The following is a 17,241-nucleotide window of genomic DNA, read 5'->3' as shown; positions in this document are numbered from 1 at the left end:
ACTAGCCTTGGTATTGCGCTTGCTGCTGAGCAGAGGTTAAAAACTTAATCCATTGCTCTGCTTGTTTCGACGCTTTGATGTCCATCGCTTGCTTGGCATGTAACAGCGCCTTGTCGAGATCGTTGAGTTTGTAATAGATCCCGGCTTTGAGCATCGCCTTATCAAACGCTTTGTCTTGACTGGTCACTTTGTCTAACGCGGCCAAAGCGCGCGTAAATTGCTGCTGCTGATTGAGTATACTTGCCAGGTTCCAATAGTAACGACCATCTTGCTGAGCGGCTAACGCCCAATAGTCACTGGCCTTGTCCCACTCTTTGGCTTGTTGCCAATAAGACGCTTGCTGTTTGAGTAAAGTCAACTCGGTTTGCGAACCCGAGACTTTAGCTAGGGTCAGTGCCGCTTTTTCGTAGATCCCTTGCGTGGCGTATAAATAGGCGAGGTTTTTGTATTCATTATCGCTAAAAGCAATGCCTTGCAGCTGCGCTAACGACAACACGTCTAGGGCTTGCTTGTTGTTGTCGATTTGCATCAAGGCATACACGCGTTGCATCCACCAAGACTTCTTATTTGGCTCAAGCGCGGTCAAACGCTTAGCCGTCCCCGCCATCGCAGACCAACGTTTCAGTTGATACTCGGCGGCCAATTGCAACGTCAGTACCGGCACCGAGGCTTTGCGGCTATAGCGATGACGCTGGGTTAACGCGCTTAAGGTCGAACGATATTGTTGATCTTGATAGTACGCCTGGGCCAAGTAATACCACACTTGGGCGCCGTCTTGTCCTTTGGGGATCGCTTGAGTCAGCGGTTTCAAATAACCTATCGCGGCCTTGGCTTGTTCCTCGCTCAATAGCATCGACGCCAAATTCCACTTCATCAACCAATCGTCATCCCCTTCAAACACCTTGGTATTGATGGCTTTGGTTAAACGGTCAATGGCTGAGCGACTCTGACCAATCGACCAGTAATAGATACTCAAGCGCCGCTCAATGGTGGCAACATCCTCTGGGCGTTTCACACTCAGTGAGTTGAGTAACTCAATCGCCTTACGGTATTGATCCTTGTCGGCCAGCGCTTGGGCGTTGTTGATTTGAGTAATGATATTAGGACTGACTTGCACCGACTTTGCCAGCGCCGATGGCACCCATAACACACTCAGTAGCACAAGAAAAAAACATCGCAGTGTGATCAAAATTACTTCTCCAACTTAAACTCAATTTTGGTCTGCAAACCGTGTTGTACCACGGTTTTACCGGCGATTTTTTTCGGTTGGTATTTCCAACGACTCAAAGCACGGCGCGCTTCACGCTCAAACACACGGGGCGGTTGGGCTTCTAGAACTTCGATATTCTCCGGACGGCCATCGGTATCAATGTCGTACTTGAGCAACACATACCCTTCAATACCACGACGCAGGGCACGAGTCGGGTATTTGGGGTTGACCCGTCGCGTTGGCATCACATCGTTATTGCCTTGGCCAACTTGAGCGGGGGCACTCGGCTGAACAGGCTCTGCTGGCGCAGCGATTTGCAAGGGTTGCATTGGGCTTATCGCCAAGCCATCGACCGATACATCAAGGCTGATCTCTGGTGTCGAGATACTTGGCGCGGCAGGGGATGGCGTCGGGGTCACGTTGGCAATCGACATGGTCGGCGCTTGTTGTGGCTCCGGTGGCGGCTCAGGCATGTCGCGTTGACGACGCGTGATCGCTTCATCTTCTGGCTCTTCCATCAAATTTAACGTCAGCGGCGTCGTCAAAAGCGGTTTGTCTAATTGAGGTTGGGTTACCATCCAAGCCATGATCTGAAAAAGTGACAGGGTCACCAAAATCGATAATGGCACGATCACCAGCCAGCGTTTCATCACTGTGTCTCCGTCGCCAAAGAAATGCGTTGGATACCCGCCCCTTTGGCCGCATCGATCACCTTAACAATGGTGCCATTTTGTGCCAATTCATCACCTTGGATCACCACCGCCGCGGTTTCTTTATCGGTGATCAATTGCTCAATCGACGCCTGTAAACGCTCGGGGTCAACTTCGCGCTTGTTGACATATATTTCATCATTGGCGGTCACCGCCACCATGATACTCGCCCCTTTTTGACTGGTGGCGTGCGACGCACTCGGACGGTTCACTTCAACTCCAGATTCATTGACAAACGAACTGGTGACGATAAAAAAGATCAACATGATAAAGACGATATCCAACATAGGTGTTAGATCAATGGTCGCCTCGTCGCTGGTGGAAGACTGTCTGCCCAACCTCATGATGAACGGCTCCTTAACAATTTTTCTAGATGATGGGTGCGTTTAACACACACCTTGTGCAATCTTGCATGAATAAACATACCGACTAATGCGGCCACCATACCGGCCATGGTTGGCAATGTCGCCAATGAAATCCCAGATGCCATTAATTTCGGATCGCTGCTGCCTTGCTCTGCCATCACATCAAACACCGAAATCATGCCCGTCACGGTACCGAGCAAGCCAAGCATAGGACAGATCGCGACCAAAACTTTAATAAAATCGAGGTATTTGAACAAGGATAAACGCGCTTGTGACAACCAGCGATCGCGAATGGCCAGCGCTGCCCATGAATGGTGATCGCGGCGCTGCTGCCAACACTCCACCCAATGCGCTTGTTGATTGGGGTAAGTGAGCCATAGATACGCGATCCGCTCGATCAGCAATAGCCAATAAACGATCACCACTAAGGCAAGCCACCAAAGTATGGGGCCGCCTTGCTGCATAAATTGCTGCAAGGCGCTCAGACTTTGAAAAGGCTGGGCTAACCTAGGCAGCATATCGCTGAACCACTCCATCATGCCGTTTTCATTCCCGCCATTTTGCTGTCGTTCGCTTCGGCTTGTTCGGCCACTAGACCAATCCCCTGTTTTTCTAATATGTGGCGCAACGCCTGTGCTTGTGAGCTAAGCAGGTTATGGGCCAAGAGCAAAGGAATCGCCGAAATCAAACCAAGTACTGTAGTGATCAGCGCCATCGAGATCCCGCCGGCCATGACTTTCGGATCGCCATTGCCAAATTGAGTGATCACTTGGAAGGTTTCAATCATACCGGTCACGGTGCCAAGTAAGCCCAGCATTGGCGCTAAGGCCGCGAGCAATTTGAGCATCGACAAGCCTTTTTCCAATTCTGCCTGTTCATCGACAATGGTTTCCAACATGCGAAGCTCCAAGGCTTCCACACTGCGTTGTTGCTCGGCTTGATAGACCGACAGCACGCGCCCTAACGGGTTATCTTGTGGGCTTTGCGGGTTTTTTAGCTGTTTGACAATCGACTGACGCGTCTTGAGTAACACAAAACCGCGATACAGGGCAATCACTAACCCCACCACCAAGAGCGCGAGAATGACTTTACCTACCCCGCCAGCGGCCACCAGGCGATCGGTCAGCGTCGGTTTGTTTTTTAGCTGTGCAAACAACTCGCCCTTGGTTGGGTCTAACAATGCCACTACCGGCGACTGACTGGGCTCGGTGAGCGTCTCTAACGTCAAACTGCGAGCGGGTAATTGCTCGTAAAGACGCGCTTGTTGGGTTTTCGCTTGCCACTCGGCCACCCCTTGAGGCGTGACCAGAGCAAAATTACCCACGGTCGCAGCGTTGACGGGCGCAATGTTTCCCTTGCCATCGACGAAATTAACCTCGGCAAAATGCACTTGACCGCTGCGCGTGATTTGCTCGCTGAGCACCTGCCAAAAGTCGGTCAGTTGCGTCATGGTCGGTAAGGTTTCTGCCGCAACAATGCGATCGATAACCTCGGTGCTGTGCTCAGTGTCAATGGTGGTCACCGCATCGGTGAGCGCGTTTTTCACTTCTTTGCCGTGTTGGCGTACCACCCCAAATAATTCCCCTAAACTGCCGCTGGCAAGATTGAGTTCTTGTTGCAATTGCGCCAGTTGTTTTTCATTGTCACCTAAGGTGTCACTCAGGGTATCAATGTTGCGCTGCAACTGGTCGCGTTGTTGTTGCAATTGCTTTTTTTGCGCCAGAAGGGCTTTTTCTGTCGCGGCAAAATTCTGTTCGCGTTCGCGGTTATGCGCTTGGGTTTGTTGCTGATTTTCCGTCGCTTTCGACACTAAATCTGCACTGCTGTTGGCACTGAGTAACAAAGCGCTCAACGCCAACATAGTCAACGATGCTTTTTTCATTATTTTTCTTCCTCGTTGAGTGACAATGAGAGTGGTAAGTCGAGCAAGGTCGGCGTGGTGTTTTTATCGGCCACGTCAAAGGCGCGATCGATCGCCTCAAAACCAGACTCCAGGGTTTGCCATTGTTGCTGACTTTGATCCCAGTACCAGTATGTTTGACGATCGAGAGCTCGCGCCAACAAAGACACCTTGCCAAGATACATCACGCTGACTTCGATTTGCTTGCCATCGTTAAGGGTAATTTGATCGTCATAGTGGCCCATTTTACTGCCATAGCTCAGCTCAATTTGATAGGCCTCGAGCAAGCGACGAAACTTTTCGGCGTCGCTAACATCAGCACGGGTCATAGTCGTGCGCAGTTTTTCTACCCGTTGTAGGCGACTCGCGCGCTGGATCGGCAGGCCTTGCTGAACTTGGTTTTCGAGCTCGTCGAGCATCTTGTACATCAAAGGCACAATCCCTTGACGAGTGGCTTGAATTTGGTCGATCTGCTCTTGAAGGCTGCTTTTCTCTTTGTCTTGGCTCTGCACCATTTTGTCCAAGTGAGATTGATACACCTTCAAATTGGTGATTTCTGCCTGCAACTGTTCGATATCTGCGCGGGTCTGGGCGCTGATTTCTGCACTGTTATCGATTCGTTTCTGGCTGGTCTGTGAGTCGGTATTGGTCTGGCTCTGCACTGATTCCGCTTTATCGTAACTAGCAGCATGGCCAATAGAGATGAAGCCGTAACACATCAGGACAACGCCTGCTTTAGCAAGTTTTTTCATTATTGTCAGTCGTTATACTCGGTGAATGTAATTGATAACGGATATCATTATCAGTTTGCACATTCTATAGAAAACATTTCGCAATACCAAGTCCTAAATCAACCGGCTTGTCATTATGCAATCAATTTAGTTTGTATGGGTGTTGTCCTGTGGCGAGTGAGTGCACTTTGTGCCTTTGGCTCAAGCTAGGCAGGCCAAGTAAAAAAGCTTGGGCAAACAGGGAGATAATGACGGGAATTTTTTATCGTCACCAATAAAATTTTTCGTTGTTCTTTTTTTGTAAAACACGGCATAGTCGCGCGGATTCCCTTCGATTTAAAGATTCGCATGCAACGTTTAACCATCCCTTTGATTACTTGGCCTTTAATGGCGCTTGGCATTTACGCTTTTGCCGCTGGGTACATCATGAGTGTGATCCCGCTTATCAGTGAGCGCTATGGCATTGAGCAAGATCTCATTCACTGGCTGACCAGTGCCTTTTACCTCGGTTTGTTACTCGGCTCGACCAAAGCAGAATGGATGATCAAACCTTGTGGTAATAAGCACAGCTTTATGATCAGCTTGCTTATTCTGGCCTTGTCGACCTTGTTCATGCCTTTTGTCACTCATCCGATGGCCTGGCTGGTGTTGCGTTTTTTGGCCGGTATCAGTGTGGCCGTTTTATTTGTTGCGGTTGAGTCTTGGCTCATGCAAAGCGATCCTCAGCAAAGAGCGAAGCGCTTGGGCTTTTACATGATCACCTTGTACGGCGGCGGCATGTGTGGGCAGCTGTTAATCGGTCAGATCCCATTGCACGCTCACCTGCCCTTTTATTTTTCTGCGCTGCTGATGGTGCTCGCGACCGCCGTTCTGCTCAAAGCCAAAGAGCCCCGCCTGGATGTCGAACTCGAGTCCAATGCGCTCTCGGTTACTGGCACCATGGGCAAATTAAATCACAGTGCCGTGATCGGCTCGGTGGTCTCTGGGTTGCTCCTGGCCACCATTTACGGCCTGATGCCGTTAGAATTGTCACTGCGTAGCATTGATTCTGAACGCATCGGTGCCTTAATGGCGTGTTTGATGTTGGGTGGTTTTTTGGTGCAGTTGTCCATTCCATGGCTCAGTCAGTTTGTGTCCAAAACTCTGTTAATGGCTGGCTTTAGCTTAATCGGGGCGATGGCGGGGGCGAGCATGGTGCTCAGTGATTCTATCATCACACTGGCGCTGGTCTTTTTCTGGCTGGGCGTGGCGGTGTTTGCGCTTTACCCCATTGCGATAAACTTGGCTTGTCAACACGCTCACTCATCACACATCGTTCACGTAACCCAATGGATGCTGTTGATGTACAGTGTGGGTTCCGTAATGGGGCCGATTCTGGCGGGTTGGTTGGCGCAGTGGCATTGGAGCCTGGAGTATTATTTGCTGCTCACCTTGCTCTCAACCTGTCTTTATATGTTGGTCGTGAGTTTAAAAACCAAGCCCGCTTATATGGCAAACGAATAATCGGGGTTGCTCTAGCAGGGTCGTTATCAGTGCGAGCTTATTGAACCTCTAGGGTGACGCGCTTTTAGCCCGTTTTGCAAGCCATCTAACGAGTCACCCATTCGCGATTCAAACGCCGTTATGACGACGGCGTTTCATTTGGCAATAGCGCTTCGAATCGTGGATTGCCGTGTAATGACTCAAAATCGAGCTCTTCAGTGATCAAGTCACGCACCGATGGACTGGCGTCGATGGCTTTTTCGAGATCTTCAATCGCTTGCTCTTCTGCGCCTAAACGAGAATAAGCACACGCCCGTTGATACAAAGCTGGGCCATTTGACTCATCAAGGTCGAGCACTCGGTTCGACAAGCTCAATGCCCAGTGATATTCCTTCATTTCCATCACAGCATCGGCTTTGTAGGTTAAGGCCTCAAGATCGCCAGGACGAAGTTTGAGAATTTCATCATACACTTCAACACGTTGCTCTGGGGTTTGCATACTTTGGGCACGCAACCACAAGTTGTGCAATTCGTTAATGATTTCGATTTCTTTGTTGTTGTCACTGATGGTGCGGGTTTTGCGTTTTAAATCGCGCTCAAGGGCAACGAACTTTTTCTCGTATTCTTTAGCAATCCGGTCCAGTCGTTGTTCGGCCATTTCACGCGTTCGCACTTTAATTTCTTTTAACGATTGCCATCCGATCAAAGCAATGAGCGAGGCAACCCCAGCGATGATGTAAAAGAAATACGTGACCGTGACATTAGCGTAATTGAGGGATTTATCGGCCACCTCTAATTCTCGATTGGTAAATTGCACAGTTAAGCGGCGCTCCAAATCTTGCTGATCGGTGCGCAAACTTTTTAACTCATCAATAATGTATCGCTCCATCAAAGGCTTATCGAGCATATCTTGAGATTTATACGGCGTGCTCTCCTGCGCTGATAACGACGCAGAAAAAGACAATAACAAGGTTATCGCCAAGAGAAATGGTTTCATGGTGGCCTCAATTCAATTGAATACTGAGCTAGAGTAGCAAAGAGTCAGACAAAAAATCAAAATTCAATTGCGTATTCATGGTGAAAAATAAAACAATTCAATGATTTGACACTCTCGTCACACAAGTGTGGTAGTTTATAGATTCGAGTCGAGTCCCGTGCGATGACGTGTGCGCTCAAGGCCCTGTCATTGTTTCATTAACGCCCCGTTGTCAAGGTTGCCCAGCAACGCACCATGCCCTCTGGATTCACGAGCCCGACTCTCGCGAGAAAATTTTGCACAAAGGATCACGATCACTATGGATACACTTTCACCCCGTTTGACACTCCGTCCAATTGAAGCGACGGATTATCCACAACTCGAAGCCCTAATGGATTTGGTTTTCCCCGATGTCGGCGGTGCTTGGCCGCGTATGACCATCATGGACTTAATTCACCAATTTCCTCAAGGCCAAATTTGTATCGAAGATGGCGGTAAGATTGTCGGCGCTGCTTTGACCATTAAAGTGGATTACAATCGTTTTTCACTGCCGCACGTCTACACCGACATCATCACCGAAAACAATGTGATTCAAAACCAATCCTCTGGCGATGCCATGTACGGACTCGATGTGTTTGTACACCCCGACTATCGCGGTTTACGCCTTGGCCGTCGTTTGTATGACGCACGCAAAGAATTGTGTATGAGTGAGAACTTTAAAGCGATTCTCGCCGGCGGCCGCATTCCCAATTACCACCTTCACGCCGAAGAATTGACCGTGATGGAATACATCAACAAAGTCAAACGCCACGAAATTCACGATCCGATTTTGTCTTTCCAGCTTTCTAATGATTTTGACGTCAAACGTTTGATGCGCAATTACTTGCCCGAAGACAGCAAGTCTCATGGTTACGCTACCTTACTAGAATGGGATAACTATTTTTACGAAGAAGAAAGTGATTATTCTCCCGGTGGTGATAAGAGCCTCGTTCGTATCGGGGTGGTGCAATGGCAAATGCGCGCGATTGAAAGTGTTGACGATCTGATTGATCAGGCAGAATTTTTCATCTCATCGCTGTCAAATTACAAAGCCGACTTTGCGTTGCTGCCAGAGTTTTTTAATGCGCCGCTGATGGGGCTGCACAATTCGGAGCGCTCGGTCGAAGCGATTCGCTCCCTCGCCCAATACAGCGAAGAAATCAAAAACCGCCTCTCGCAACTGGCTATTTCTTACAACATCAATATCATTGCCGGCAGTATGCCGGTGATTGACGATGAAAAACTCTACAACGTCGCTTACTTGTTGCAGCGCGATGGCGATATTCAGTCGCAAAGTAAAATCCACATTACCCCCCATGAGCAGAAAGACTGGGTGATCGATGGGGGTAATCAAGTCAAGGTGTTTGATACCGATGCGGGTAAGATTGGCATTTTGATTTGTTACGACAGTGAATTTCCCGAGCTTGGCCGCATGATGGCAGAGCAAGGCGTACAAATTATCTTTGTGCCGTTTTGGACCGACACCAAAAACGCCTATCAAAGGGTGCGTTTGTGCTCTCAAGCGCGAGCGATTGAAAACGAATGTTATGTGGCGATTGGCGGCAGTGTGGGCAACTTGCCAAGAGTGGATAACGTCGATATTCAATATGCCCAGTCGGCGGTCTTTTCCCCTTCGGACATTTTCTTCCCTCACGATTCGATCATTACCGAAGCCAGTGCTAATACCGAGATGATTATTTTCGCCGATGTCGATTTAACCAAGCTCAAACAGCTCAATACTGAAGGCTCGGTGACCAATTTAAGACACCGCCGCCCCGATGTGTATCGAATGGATGAGTGATTGATAAAAATTCTATAGCGTGACAAACAAAAGGCCCAAACCAGGGCCTTTTTCGTCTTTATTGAATCACAAATCACAGAATTAAGGGCTATGATCCGCCGACTGCTAACATGTTAACTTTGCTGATACTCACCTTACTGACGCTTACCTTGTTGACGTCGGCGCCAACCCAATAGCGCTAAGCCGCCGAACAAGGCGAATAGGTTAATACTGCCGCCGTCTGAGGAAGAAAACAGCGTGGTGGAGTTATCAGGGTCGGCAGAGAGGCGAGGATTAAACTCTGAGTCGGTCTCTTCAGTGAAATCGTAATCTTCACGGTCTTGGTCAGTCACTGACAGCTGAGGGGTTTCGTTGCCGTCGAGCACATCTTCAATCCAATCGGTATAATCGCTCACTTCGGTAAACACAGAGGTGACATCCAAATTGGGATTGCCGCACGTGGTGGGGCCAAAACTGGTTACCCCGACTTGCGTTTGGCTTGAGCCATCAATCCAATACACAGGGCCACCAGAATCACCGGAGCAGACGGCATTTTTTAATCCGGTCGCGCTGTTTAACTCACCATCAAAACAGATCTGCGCATCGGTTAATTCATCACCAAAGACATTTTCGCAGATACTGTTGGATACGTAAATCAGGTCGGTTTCTTGCAACACTGTCGTCTCGTCAGCGTTGGTCGAGGTGTAGCCATGGCCCACCGCGATAAAGGTGTTGTCTTCATCGCGATAACTTTCATCGTCGGTGTAGGCGACGTAATCGCTGCTACTGACGTTCATCGATTCTTCCAATTCGAGGATCGCGATGTCGTTGGGATACAAAAGATTGGCAGATTGCACGTAGTCATCGGGGTAGTAAAAGTTTTTCACTCGATAATACGTGCTATTGAGATAATCCTCTTCGTCTTCGAGTTGCGGCACCACAACGGCAAAATAATTGTCTCCGTCGGAGAGCGACACCACACAGTGCGCCGCGGTCATCACGTGGGTATCATCTAAGATGGTGGCGCCACAATACGGACCGGTCGAACGATCCTCAGGATTTCCCGTATATTCGCTCGCATCGTAATACAAACTCGCCATCGAGGGGTATTCGGTAACGGTCGTATCATTGCCGTTAACGATATATTGCGAGGTTTCCTCAGTCGCCATCCCTTGCCCGGCCAATGCCGATAAGATGAGACCAGACAAAATTGTACGTTTTTTCATCCGCTTTCCGTTCCGTATACTCATGATCTAAGTGTATGCCATACCGGCTTTTCGTAAACCGTTCATCATCATTCTGTGATATTAAGCCTGATTGGTGGACGTTATCTGCGCGGCCGAGCAATGCGCTCCATGCCTCGAGAAACCACTCAGAAACCTTGTCTTGGCTGCCATCGATGCAATGATGATAGGTTGCTCGCGGTCGTTTCCTTAGCCAATAACCCAATAACCCAATAACCCAATAAACAATGGCATTTAACGGAACCCAAGTCGCACCATCAGCCAATGAGCGTTCCGTTTTTATTCTACTCAGCATAAAGGGATTACCGATAAAAAGAAATATTCAACCAAGTGGTCATAACTCACAGATTGGAGGTTTATTATTCGCACAGCCCACTAAGCCTGTCTACACTCAGGAAAAATCACGGCTAATGAGTTGAATGTCAAAGAGACAATCGCGTTTGGCCATTACCAACATCTGGGCAAAACCGTTGCCGCACGTATTAGGGGAAGAGAGTATGGAGAGTCAATTGCGTTTTAGTGACAGTCATGAGTGGGTTCGCGATAACGGTGATGGCACCGCGACGTTGGGTATTTCTGAGCATGCGCAAAGTATGCTCGGTGATGTGGTTTTTATCGATTTACCTGAGATAGGCAACGAAGTGGAAGCGGGAGAAAATTTTTCTTTGGTTGAATCGGTGAAAGCGGCTTCGGATATTTACGCGCCGATCAGCGGCGAAATCATTGAGGTCAATGAAGATTTAGAATCCACCCCCGAACTTATCAATGACGATCCTTATGAAGCTGGCTGGATTGCGATTATTCGTATTGCTGACCCCGCTGAGCTTGACGATCTCAAAGACATTGAAAGCTATCAAGCCGCAGTGGAAGATGAGGAGTAGTTCGGCGATGACCCATTGAGCGCCGTTCGACCATGGATAAAACAAGCCCCTCATACCAGAGGGGCTTTTGCGTTGTGCTCTTTTTACAAAGCGGATTAGCCTCGGAACTCCTTAGCCTCGGAAGTAATTCGCTGGCACAAAAGGCATTTTACTGACTGTCATGGCAAGCTTTTTTCCTCTCACTTCGGCAAATACCACTTCGCCGAGCTTGGCGTATTGCGCGTCGATATAGCCCATGGAAATCGGCTTGCCGACCGTCGGGCCGCTGGTACCGCTGGTCACGTGACCAATCTGTTGGTCGTTTTGATCAAACAACAAACACCCTTCCCGCACGGGCGCTTTGGCTTCTCCAATCAAGCCGACTCTTTTTTGTTTTAAGGTATTTTGTTGGCTTTGCGCTAAGATCACATCAGCGCCGATAAAGCCACCGCTTTTACTGCCCCCAGTGCGTCTTGACGGGCTGATCGCCCAAGATAACGCCGCTTCAATCGGTGTGGTGTTAGCATTGATGTCGTGGCCGTATAAACACAACCCCGCCTCAAGACGCAGTGAATCGCGCGCCCCTAACCCAATCCATTGACACGCGTCAAAGCTGAGCAGTTGTTTGGCAAAGTCTGTCGCTTGAGTGGCGGGCAGTAAGATTTCATAGCCATCTTCACCGGTGTAACCGCTGCGGCTGATGACAAAAGATTCACCGCTATACTCTTGGGTAACCACGTCCATAAAACGCATGCTGGCAACCGCCGGAAAAATCGATGACAACACGTCAACCGCTTGCGGCCCTTGTAATGCCAGCAGCGCGCGATCGTCTAATGCCGTCACACTGATTTGGGAAAACGAGGCGCTGTGGGCAAGCAGGTGTTGGTAGTCAGCGGCTTTGGTTGCGGCGTTAACCACCAGTAAAAACTCGCTTTCGCCTAATCTTGCTACCATGAGATCATCGAGTATGCCGCCAGTGTCAGCGGTAAACAGGCCGTATTTTTGTTTGCCGACCGCAAGCGCTTCGACATCGATGGGGATCAAGGTCTCAAGCAGTGACACAGCGTCATCCCCTGACACCAAAATTTGGCCCATGTGTGAAACATCAAACAGGCCAGCGTGCTCTCGAGTGTGCAGGTGCTCTTTTTTTACTCCCAGTGGATACTGTACTGGCATGGCGTAACCCGCAAAGGGCACCATTTTCGCCCCCGCTTCTAGGTGCAGTGAGTGAAGTGGCGTTTGTAGTAACACATCGTCGGTCATGGGTGATCTCCCTATCAAAGCATAAGTTTCCTATAGGAAACAAATAAACCATGTTCTCTGCCGCTCGTCAAGCGAGCATGGTTAAAAAGCCGTCGCTTTAAACGCGACCTCACTCAATGAAGGCAAGCACGATCACGCTTGGTGCATGCCATATCGGTGTGACTTTAACCGTTTGAGGTTACCCAAAGAATCAAGGCGTCTTCTTGACTGGTGGAAATCAGCATGTGCCCCATGTTGGCGTCGTAGTAAACCGAATCGCCTTCGCACAGTGACAAGGGTTCATAAAACTCGGTAAACAGTGTTACCTCGCCTTCTAAAATGAGCAGAAATTCTTCACCATCATGGCGCACCCAATCGGGGAAATCATCAAAGTGTCTGGCTCGAATTCGGCTCTTAAATGGCATCATCTTTTTATTCGATAAATCCGTTGCCAACAATTCGTGTTCATAGGTTTGCGTCGGGTGTGGCTTACCTTCATTTACACGCGTGATGTCACGGCGGCCCATCGCTTGTCGCTTTTTCGGCGGCGCAAATAACTGCGGCATGCCAATCGATAACCCTTGCGCTAATTTCTGCATCGCTTGAAAGGTTGGAGAAATTTGCTCGTTCTCTATTTTACTCAGGGTTGAGCGCGCCAAACCGGTGCGTTGACTCACGTCTTCTAAGGTGTAATTGAGGGTTTGACGAATGTCTTTGATGCGCTCACCAAGTTTTAACGGCTCGACTGCGCTGTCTGATTGCTTTTCTAATTTTAATGACGGGTATTCATCTTGGATGTCATTCTCCATGGCGATTCTCATGTTTATTTGTCTTTTTCTTATCATACCGCATATTGCCATAAACGGTAGTTGGTTGGCTTTAAATTCACTAATGTTTCCTATAAGAAACTTTTTATTGAATTCATTGTGATTAATCGGTATGTTTATTGCTCGATCATTACTGCTATTGGCGTAATAATTGATTAAAAAATGGAGTGATCTCACAGGTCGTTTTCGGTTTGTCCGCAAGGATTCACTCGGTAAACCTATGTGATCCACTCATCCCACAATTCACACCACAATGACGGTGATACAAGGAGCATGTTGCAATGGAGACGACACTGAAATTTTCACAAAGCCACGAATGGGTGAGAGACAATGGCGATGGCACGGTCACGGTCGGCATTTCTGAACACGCACAATCCATGCTCGGTGATGTGGTGTTTGTTGAATTACCAGAGTTAGAGCAAGAGGTTGAGGCGGGCGATAATTTTTCGTTGGTCGAATCGGTAAAAGCCGCGTCCGATATTTATGCGCCAGTCTCTGGGGTGATCATTGAGGTGAACGAAGATTTAGAAGACAGCCCAGAGCTTATCAATGATTCGCCTTATGAAGACGGTTGGATTGCCAAAATTAAGCTTGCCGATCACAGTGAGTTAGACAATTTGCAAGCCGCAGATGTCTATTTAGCGACCATCGAAGAAGAATAACCCTCCCCTACGTTGACATTAATGGAATTAAGGCTGTCCCATGAGTGATTTACTGCAAACTTTGCACACTGACAATGAATTTATATCCCGCCATAACGGCCCTGACGCGTCACAGCAACAGCGGATGTTAGCGGCACTGCAACTCGAGTCTTTATCGGATTTGATCGCGCAAACGATACCGTCGAGTATTCGCGTCAGTGATCACCTCAATTTAGGGGCAGGGTTAAGCGAGCGCGGAGCCATCGAGGCGTTACAATCTTACGCTGATCTTAACACCCTAAATCGCAGTTTCATTGGCCAAGGGTATTACGACACCGTGACCCCCAATGTTATTTTGCGCAACGTGCTGGAAAACCCAGGTTGGTACACCGCTTACACGCCCTATCAACCCGAGATCTCTCAAGGCCGTTTAGAAGCCTTACTCAACTTTCAGCAAATGGTGATGGATCTCACCGCCATGGACATCGCCAATGCGTCTTTACTCGATGAAGCCACCGCCGCGGCCGAGGCAATGACGCTGTGTTTTCGTGCCAGTAAGAGTAAGAGCAAGTGCTTTTTTGTCGATGACCAAACGCACCCTCAGACCATTGAGGTATTAAAAACCCGCGCGTATTACCTCGATATTGAATTGGTGATTGGTGATGTGCAGCAACTCGAGAGCACTGAGTGTTACGGCGCGTTTTTACAATACCCAGGTACGTTAGGCGAGGTTCGCGATTTAACCGATGTGATTGCACAGTGTCATCAACACAAAGCCTTGGTGACTGTGTCTTGCGATCTGCTGGCTTGCACTTTATTGACCCCGCCTGGTGAGATGGGCGCCGATGTGGTCGTCGGCTCGAGTCAGCGTTTTGGTGTGCCTATGGGTTATGGCGGCCCTCATGCTGCCTTTATGTCGACCCGAGATAAATTTAAGCGCAGTATGCCTGGGCGTATCATTGGTGTGTCCGTGGATCGCCATGGTGAACCTGCCCTTCGCATGGCCATGCAAACCCGTGAGCAGCACATTCGCCGTGAAAAAGCGATGTCGAACATTTGTACCGCGCAAGCCTTGTTAGCCAATATGGCAGCATTTTACGCCGTCTACCACGGACCACAAGGGCTGAAGAAGATTGCTCGTCGTACCCATCATATGGCCGCTATCCTTGCTAAGGCATTAACAGAAAATGGGTTTTCTTTGGCGAATGCCCATTTCTTTGACACCATTACGGTCAATACTGGCGCGCAAACCGAGGCCATTTATCAGGCGGCGTTAGCCAAAGGGTTAAACTTGCGCACCTTGCCAAACCAGCTTGGCATCAGTTGTGATGAGACTACCTCAATTGACGATATCGAGCAGTTGCTTGCCGCCTTTGGTGTTGAGGCAGACGTGAACCTATTATCGGCTCACATTGGCCAAGATGAGTTTGCTGCCATCCCGAGCTCTTGTCGCCGCGACAGTGACTATTTGACTCATCCGGTCTTTAATCGTTATCACAACGAAACCGCGATGATGCGCTATTTGAAAAAATTGGAGAATAAGGATTTCTCTCTCACTCACGGTATGATCCCGCTCGGCAGTTGTACCATGAAGCTCAATGCGGCAACGGAAATGTTGGCCGTTACTTGGCCTGAGTTTGCCAATTTGCACCCGTTTGCCCCTAAAGACCAAGCCAAAGGTTATCATGCGTTAACCCAAGATTTGGTCGATAAGCTGTGTCAGATCACCGGCTACGACAGTTTTTCCTTACAACCGAACTCCGGCGCCAGTGGTGAATATGCTGGGCTGATTGCCATTCAGCGCTATCACGCCAGCCGTGGTGAGGCCCATCGCAATGTGTGTTTGATCCCAAGCTCAGCGCACGGCACCAACCCGGCTACCGCCTCGATGTTGTCGATGAAAGTGGTGGTGGTCAAGTGCGATCAAGATGGCAATATTGACCTTGATGATCTCAACGCCAAAATTGAGCAGCATCACGAGAATCTCGCCGCGATTATGATCACTTACCCGTCAACCCACGGCGTGTTTGAAGATCGCGTTGCCGAAGTGTGTGAGCGCGTTCACCAAGCCGGTGGTCAGGTGTATCTCGACGGCGCAAACATGAATGCCCAAGTAGGGCTCACGTCTCCAGGCTTTATTGGCTCGGATGTGTCGCACCTTAATTTGCACAAGACGTTTTGTATCCCGCATGGCGGCGGCGGCCCAGGTATGGGGCCAATTGGGGTAAAATCTCATCTTGCGCCTTTTTTACCAGGCCACATTGAAGGCGGTGAAAACGGTCAAGCGTTTGCGGTGGCGGCGGCCGATTTTGGCTCAGCGTCGATTTTGCCTATTTCGTGGGCCTACATTGCCATGATGGGTGATAAAGGGTTAACTCAAGCGACCGAATTGGCCATTTTAAGTGCCAACTACATTGCCGAGCGTTTAGCCCCCCACTACCCGATTTTGTATCGCGGTCAGCAAGGCCGAGTGGCTCATGAGTGTATTATTGATATTCGTCCGCTCAAGGCGCAATCCGGTGTCTCTGAAGAAGACATTGCCAAGCGTTTGATGGACTATGGTTTTCATGCCCCGACCATGTCGTTCCCGGTCGCTGGCACCTTGATGATTGAGCCGACCGAATCCGAGGATTTGTTCGAGTTGGATCGTTTTTGTGATGCCATGATTGCCATTCGCCAAGAGATTGAGCACGTTGAGCAAGGCGTGTGGCCAGCCGATAACAATCCGCTCTGTAATGCGCCCCACACCCAAGCTGATTTGGTGCTGGCGCAGTGGCCGTATCCGTATTCGCAAGCCATTGCGTGTTTTCCTGCCGACGGTTTGAAGGGCAATAAGTATTGGCCAACGGTGAACCGTGTCGATAATGTCTATGGCGATCGCAATTTGGTGTGTTCTTGCCCGAGTATTGAAGAGTATCAATGATGGGGTTGGTGTGCTGAGGATAACTAATTAAGTTGGTTAACGATTTAATGAAGATGGTTATCTTAATGGAGTTGGTTAATTCCTAATAATTCAAAAGCGAACCCTTACAAGGTTCGCTTTTTTCTTTGTGGACTAAGCTAACTAGCGTTAATCAAATTAGAGGCTCATTTGTAGTAACTTGTCTGGTATAAAAAAAGTGATGTTTCGCTATGCACTCCGTCATTTGATGAACTGGAATGTGAATAAGATTCGAACAAACGGAATTTAAATAAAATCTGTCTTAAATGGACAATAGCGTGCGCTTTAATTAC

Annotated in this window: 16 protein-coding genes; 5 read left to right on the top strand and 11 right to left on the bottom strand. The window is 48.9% G+C overall.

What is annotated here, in order from left to right; all coding sequences use genetic code 11:
* Position 1: 1 nt before the first annotated feature.
* The 6 genes from AB0763_RS16615 to AB0763_RS16590 are packed head-to-tail and all read right to left on the bottom strand — an operon-like array spanning position 2 to position 4,937.
* A complete protein-coding gene (locus tag AB0763_RS16615) occupies positions 2 to 1,162 on the bottom strand; it encodes a lipopolysaccharide assembly protein LapB (protein ID WP_306099568.1) in 1,161 nt (386 codons plus the stop codon).
* A 29-nt stretch (positions 1,163 to 1,191) separates the two neighbouring features.
* Positions 1,192 to 1,860: an energy transducer TonB gene (locus tag AB0763_RS16610; protein WP_306099567.1), complete on the bottom strand. Its 669-nt coding sequence runs from the start codon at positions 1,858 to 1,860 to the stop codon at positions 1,192 to 1,194.
* Positions 1,860 to 2,264, bottom strand: a complete 405-nt coding sequence (locus tag AB0763_RS16605; RefSeq protein WP_306099566.1) for a biopolymer transporter ExbD — start codon at positions 2,262 to 2,264, stop codon at positions 1,860 to 1,862. Before AB0763_RS16605 ends, AB0763_RS16610 begins: the two co-directional genes overlap by 1 nt.
* Positions 2,261 to 2,803 (bottom strand): MotA/TolQ/ExbB proton channel family protein, encoded by a 543-nt coding sequence (locus AB0763_RS16600; RefSeq protein WP_306099902.1) that lies wholly within the window; start codon positions 2,801 to 2,803, stop codon positions 2,261 to 2,263. Before AB0763_RS16600 ends, AB0763_RS16605 begins: the two co-directional genes overlap by 4 nt.
* A 17-nt stretch (positions 2,804 to 2,820) precedes the next feature.
* Positions 2,821 to 4,167, bottom strand: a complete 1,347-nt coding sequence (locus AB0763_RS16595; protein ID WP_306099565.1) for a MotA/TolQ/ExbB proton channel family protein — start codon at positions 4,165 to 4,167, stop codon at positions 2,821 to 2,823.
* Positions 4,167 to 4,937 carry a DUF3450 domain-containing protein gene (locus AB0763_RS16590; RefSeq protein WP_306099564.1) on the bottom strand — a complete coding sequence of 257 codons (771 nt, stop codon included), beginning with the start codon at positions 4,935 to 4,937 and terminating at the stop codon, positions 4,167 to 4,169. The genes AB0763_RS16595 and AB0763_RS16590 overlap by 1 nt, the downstream gene beginning before the upstream one ends.
* Before the next feature lie 327 nt (positions 4,938 to 5,264).
* On the opposite strand from AB0763_RS16590, the gene AB0763_RS16585 reads away from it, so the two are divergent.
* On the top strand, positions 5,265 to 6,419 hold the full coding sequence (locus tag AB0763_RS16585) for an MFS transporter (RefSeq protein WP_306099563.1): 1,155 nt from the start codon (positions 5,265 to 5,267) through the stop codon (positions 6,417 to 6,419).
* A gap of 118 nt (positions 6,420 to 6,537) precedes the next feature.
* Here the strand turns inward: AB0763_RS16585 and AB0763_RS16580 are convergent, their stop codons facing one another.
* Complete coding sequence (locus AB0763_RS16580; protein WP_306099562.1) at positions 6,538 to 7,395, bottom strand: tetratricopeptide repeat protein; 858 nt, start codon at positions 7,393 to 7,395, stop codon at positions 6,538 to 6,540.
* A gap of 298 nt (positions 7,396 to 7,693) precedes the next feature.
* On the opposite strand from AB0763_RS16580, the gene AB0763_RS16575 reads away from it, so the two are divergent.
* Complete coding sequence (locus tag AB0763_RS16575; protein WP_306099561.1) at positions 7,694 to 9,214, top strand: bifunctional GNAT family N-acetyltransferase/carbon-nitrogen hydrolase family protein; 1,521 nt, start codon at positions 7,694 to 7,696, stop codon at positions 9,212 to 9,214.
* A 134-nt stretch (positions 9,215 to 9,348) separates the two neighbouring features.
* Here the strand turns inward: AB0763_RS16575 and AB0763_RS16570 are convergent, their stop codons facing one another.
* Both AB0763_RS16570 and AB0763_RS16565 read right to left on the bottom strand, forming a co-directional pair.
* Positions 9,349 to 10,419: a trypsin-like serine protease gene (locus tag AB0763_RS16570; RefSeq protein ID WP_306099560.1), complete on the bottom strand. Its 1,071-nt coding sequence runs from the start codon at positions 10,417 to 10,419 to the stop codon at positions 9,349 to 9,351.
* Positions 10,352 to 10,732 (bottom strand): hypothetical protein, encoded by a 381-nt coding sequence (locus tag AB0763_RS16565; RefSeq protein ID WP_306099559.1) that lies wholly within the window; start codon positions 10,730 to 10,732, stop codon positions 10,352 to 10,354. Before AB0763_RS16565 ends, AB0763_RS16570 begins: the two co-directional genes overlap by 68 nt.
* Positions 10,733 to 10,934: 202 nt before the next feature.
* Between AB0763_RS16565 and gcvH (AB0763_RS16560) the strand changes: the two genes are divergently transcribed.
* Entirely contained in the window at positions 10,935 to 11,318 is a 384-nt protein-coding gene (gcvH, locus tag AB0763_RS16560; RefSeq protein ID WP_306099901.1) for a glycine cleavage system protein GcvH, read from the top strand.
* Positions 11,319 to 11,429: 111 nt separating this feature from the next.
* Here the strand turns inward: gcvH (AB0763_RS16560) and gcvT are convergent, their stop codons facing one another.
* Both gcvT and AB0763_RS16550 read right to left on the bottom strand, forming a co-directional pair.
* Entirely contained in the window at positions 11,430 to 12,560 is a 1,131-nt protein-coding gene (gene gcvT, locus AB0763_RS16555; RefSeq protein ID WP_306099558.1) for a glycine cleavage system aminomethyltransferase GcvT, read from the bottom strand.
* Between the two features lie 164 nt (positions 12,561 to 12,724).
* Positions 12,725 to 13,348, bottom strand: coding sequence for a helix-turn-helix domain-containing protein (locus tag AB0763_RS16550; protein WP_306099557.1), 624 nt, complete (start codon positions 13,346 to 13,348; stop codon positions 12,725 to 12,727).
* A 299-nt stretch (positions 13,349 to 13,647) separates the two neighbouring features.
* Here AB0763_RS16550 and gcvH (AB0763_RS16545) point away from each other — a divergent pair, with 299 nt between their 5' ends.
* Together gcvH (AB0763_RS16545) and gcvP are read left to right on the top strand one after the other, a co-directional pair.
* On the top strand, positions 13,648 to 14,028 hold the full coding sequence (gene gcvH, locus AB0763_RS16545) for a glycine cleavage system protein GcvH (RefSeq protein ID WP_306099556.1): 381 nt from the start codon (positions 13,648 to 13,650) through the stop codon (positions 14,026 to 14,028).
* A gap of 40 nt (positions 14,029 to 14,068) precedes the next feature.
* Entirely contained in the window at positions 14,069 to 16,930 is a 2,862-nt protein-coding gene (gcvP, locus tag AB0763_RS16540; RefSeq protein ID WP_306099555.1) for an aminomethyl-transferring glycine dehydrogenase, read from the top strand.
* Positions 16,931 to 17,241: the final 311 nt, after the last annotated feature.

This window comes from Vibrio sp. HB236076 (genome assembly GCF_040957575.1).
Taxonomy (GTDB): Bacteria; Pseudomonadota; Gammaproteobacteria; order Enterobacterales; family Vibrionaceae; genus Vibrio.
This window is presented reverse-complemented; position numbering and strand designations above follow the sequence as displayed.

Coding starts and splice junctions, on each gene's coding strand:
- AB0763_RS16590 (WP_306099564.1), bottom strand. CDS start 4,937: ATGAAAAAACTTGCTAAAGCAGGCGTTGTCCTGATGTGTTACGGCTTC.
- AB0763_RS16610 (WP_306099567.1), bottom strand. CDS start 1,860: ATGAAACGCTGGCTGGTGATCGTGCCATTATCGATTTTGGTGACCCTG.
- gcvP (WP_306099555.1), top strand. CDS start 14,069: ATGAGTGATTTACTGCAAACTTTGCACACTGACAATGAATTTATATCC.
- gcvH (WP_306099556.1), top strand. CDS start 13,648: ATGGAGACGACACTGAAATTTTCACAAAGCCACGAATGGGTGAGAGAC.
- gcvH (WP_306099901.1), top strand. CDS start 10,935: ATGGAGAGTCAATTGCGTTTTAGTGACAGTCATGAGTGGGTTCGCGAT.
- AB0763_RS16600 (WP_306099902.1), bottom strand. CDS start 2,803: ATGCTGCCTAGGTTAGCCCAGCCTTTTCAAAGTCTGAGCGCCTTGCAG.
- AB0763_RS16585 (WP_306099563.1), top strand. CDS start 5,265: ATGCAACGTTTAACCATCCCTTTGATTACTTGGCCTTTAATGGCGCTT.
- AB0763_RS16565 (WP_306099559.1), bottom strand. CDS start 10,732: ATGCTGAGTAGAATAAAAACGGAACGCTCATTGGCTGATGGTGCGACT.
- AB0763_RS16580 (WP_306099562.1), bottom strand. CDS start 7,395: ATGAAACCATTTCTCTTGGCGATAACCTTGTTATTGTCTTTTTCTGCG.
- gcvT (WP_306099558.1), bottom strand. CDS start 12,560: ATGACCGACGATGTGTTACTACAAACGCCACTTCACTCACTGCACCTA.
- AB0763_RS16595 (WP_306099565.1), bottom strand. CDS start 4,167: ATGAAAAAAGCATCGTTGACTATGTTGGCGTTGAGCGCTTTGTTACTC.
- AB0763_RS16605 (WP_306099566.1), bottom strand. CDS start 2,264: ATGAGGTTGGGCAGACAGTCTTCCACCAGCGACGAGGCGACCATTGAT.
- AB0763_RS16575 (WP_306099561.1), top strand. CDS start 7,694: ATGGATACACTTTCACCCCGTTTGACACTCCGTCCAATTGAAGCGACG.
- AB0763_RS16570 (WP_306099560.1), bottom strand. CDS start 10,419: ATGAAAAAACGTACAATTTTGTCTGGTCTCATCTTATCGGCATTGGCC.
- AB0763_RS16550 (WP_306099557.1), bottom strand. CDS start 13,348: ATGGAGAATGACATCCAAGATGAATACCCGTCATTAAAATTAGAAAAG.